The sequence below is a fragment of the Frankia sp. CcWB2 genome (genome assembly GCF_977927585.1).
Window position 1 is genome coordinate 1 of sequence record NZ_CDWRCM010000192.1, and the last position, 2,602, is coordinate 2,602.

Consider the following 2,602-nt stretch of genomic DNA (forward strand, 5'->3'; position numbering starts at 1 on the left):
AGGCCCTGACGGTCCCGATGGCAAGCGGCGGCCGCTTCCCGGCGACATCCGGTGGGCCGGTCCTCGACGGTGCCGGCGCGGCGACCACGCCCGCCGACCCCGGACTCGACCAGGCCGCCGCCCTCACCCGCATGTTCACCGACCGCGGGTTGCGGGTCACGCTGCGGATCGTGCCCGCCTCGGCGGGCTACGTACCCTCCGTCGCCGGCCTCGCCGCGGGGCTCGAACGGTTGGCGACGCGGTTCCGCGACGTGCCGGGCCTGCTCGGCTACGAGGTGCCCGAGGGTGGTGGCGGCGGTGAGAGTCTCGTAGCGGCGGTGGCCGCGCATGACGGCACTCACCTGCTGTGGCGGAACCGGCCCGCCCCGTTCGACGCCGCATCGACGGTGGCGGTCAATGATCCGACCGGATACCTGGTCGGCTGGAAGGACGGGTCGGCGGCCAGCGTCCGCGGTCTCGTCGCCTCCGCCGACGCGTTCGGCCTGAGCTGGTTCTACGACGCCCCGAGCCCGACCGGGGGCACGGTGGGCACCGCCGCGCCCGTCGGGAGCAGCGGCGCCGAACGCCGGGCGCCCGCCCCGCCCGCAGACATCGTCCGCCCCTACCCCGTGGCCATCGCCGGGGTACCGGAGGTGTTGCGCTTCGACGCGTCGCGGGTGCTGATGGTGGCCTACCGGACCACGCCGTCGGCCGGGCCGCCCCTCGCTGCCGGCACGGCGACCGCGATCAGCGTGCCGGCCTGGTCCTATCCGACGGGCTACCAGGTGCAGGTCACCGGGGCGCGGGTGACGTCCGCGCCCGGGGCTGGTCTGCTCTGCCTCGTCAATGATCCCGGCGCCGCCCGGGTCGAGGTCCGGGTCTCCCCGGCGACCGGTCCCGCGGTGACTCCGCCGTCCGTCGCGGGTGCGGCCGGCTGCCGCGCGACGCCGGCGATCGTCCCGGCAGGAGGGCGGTCGCCGGGGCCGGGCGGTCCGCGGGCGGCGGCGTCCGGGGATGACGCCACGGAGGAGTACTCCGGGCCGCTGCTGTGGCTGCTGCCGTTGATCGGTGCCGCCCTGGCGGCGCTGCTGCTCGGGGCCTTGCTGCGCCCGTGGCGCCGGCGCTCGGGCCCTGGCCCGGGGTGGTCCGCGGCCGAGCCGCCGACCATGGCGGACACCTCGGTCGGAGGAGACTGAGCCGGTGGGAACCCGCTTCTTTTACGACACCGAGTTCATCGAACGCACCGACACCGGTCATCACTGGCTCGATCTGGTCAGCATCGGAATCGTCAGCGAGGACGGCACACAGCGGTACTATGCCGTGTCGACCGAGTTCGATCCGTCGTGGGCCGTGCCCTGGGTCCGTCGCAACGTCATCGACCAGCTGCCGTCGCCGTCGGGCGAGGCGTGGAAGCCGCGGGCCCGAATCCGTGACGAGGTCGCCGCGCTGTTGACCGCGGGTGGTACCCCCGAGCTGTGGGCCTGGTACGGGGCCTATGACCACGTGGTGCTCTGCCAGCTCTTCGGTAGGATGCCCGCCCTGCCCGCCCAGCTGCCCCGCTTCACCCGGGACCTGCGTCAGCTGTGGGAGGAAGTGGGCCGGCCGGTTCTTCCCGCACCGCCGCCCAACGCCCACGATGCGCTCGCTGACGCCTTGCACAACCTCGCCCGGTGGCGGGTTCTCGCCCCGCTGCGCGCCCAGGCCGCCGCCGTCTCGGACCCATCCCGATGAGTCACCCATCCCGATGAGTCGATGACGCGGCCGCGGCGGCCTATCGTCGCCACGCCACGTAACCACAATGTTGTCCTGAAGTACGGCCCTCCCGCTACGCTGCCGCCGGAGAAAGCGGTGTACGGTCGACGGGAGAACTCGGGATGAGGATCGGCGTACTGACCGGTGGCGGCGACTGCCCGGGACTCAACGCGGTGATCCGGGCCGTCGTGCGCAAGGGAGAGAGCGTCTACGGCCACAGCTTCGTCGGGTACCGGGACGGCTGGCGGGGGCCGCTGACCGGCGAGACGGTCCCTCTGGACATCGCGGCCGTGCGGGGGATCCTCCCGCGCGGCGGCACGATCCTCGGCTCCAGCCGCACGAATCCCTACGCCGCCGTGGACGGGCCCGCGCTGGTGCGCGAGCACCTCGCCGCCGCCGCGGTGGACGCGCTCATCGCGATCGGCGGGGAGGACACCCTGGGGGTGGCCGCCCAGCTGCACGCCGAGGGACTGCCCGTGGTCGGAGTGCCCAAGACTATCGACAACGACCTCTCCGCGACGGACTACACCTTCGGTTTCGACACCGCGGTCAACATCGCCACGGAGGCGATTGACCGGCTGCACACCACCGCGGAAAGCCATCACCGGGTGTTGATCGTTGAGGTCATGGGCCGCCATGCCGGGTGGATCGCCCTGCACAGCGGCATGGCGGGGGGAGCCAACGTCATTCTCATCCCGGAGCGGCCGTTCGATTTCGACAAGGTGTGCGCCTTCGTCGAGGCTCGATTTGCCACCCACTACGCGCCGATCATCGTCGCGGCCGAGGGCGCCGTCCCGATCACGGGCACCATGGTCGCCAGGGAGGGCGAGGTCGATGCCTTCGGGCATGTCCGTCTGCAGGGCATCGGGGC

At 72.8% G+C, this 2,602-nt stretch carries 3 protein-coding genes; all 3 read left to right on the forward strand.

From position 1 onward, the window contains the following. Positions 1-1,175 (forward strand): hypothetical protein (locus ACY45C_RS17530; protein ID WP_462188637.1); only part of this gene is annotated, 1,175 nt, incomplete at its 5' end. A 4-nt stretch (positions 1,176-1,179) separates the two neighbouring features. Then, entirely contained in the window at positions 1,180-1,710 is a 531-nt protein-coding gene (locus ACY45C_RS17535) for a polyadenylate-specific 3'-exoribonuclease AS (protein WP_462188638.1), read from the forward strand. A gap of 143 nt (positions 1,711-1,853) precedes the next feature. Further along, on the forward strand, positions 1,854-2,602 hold a 749-nt coding region (locus ACY45C_RS17540), incomplete at its 3' end, for an ATP-dependent 6-phosphofructokinase (protein ID WP_462188639.1).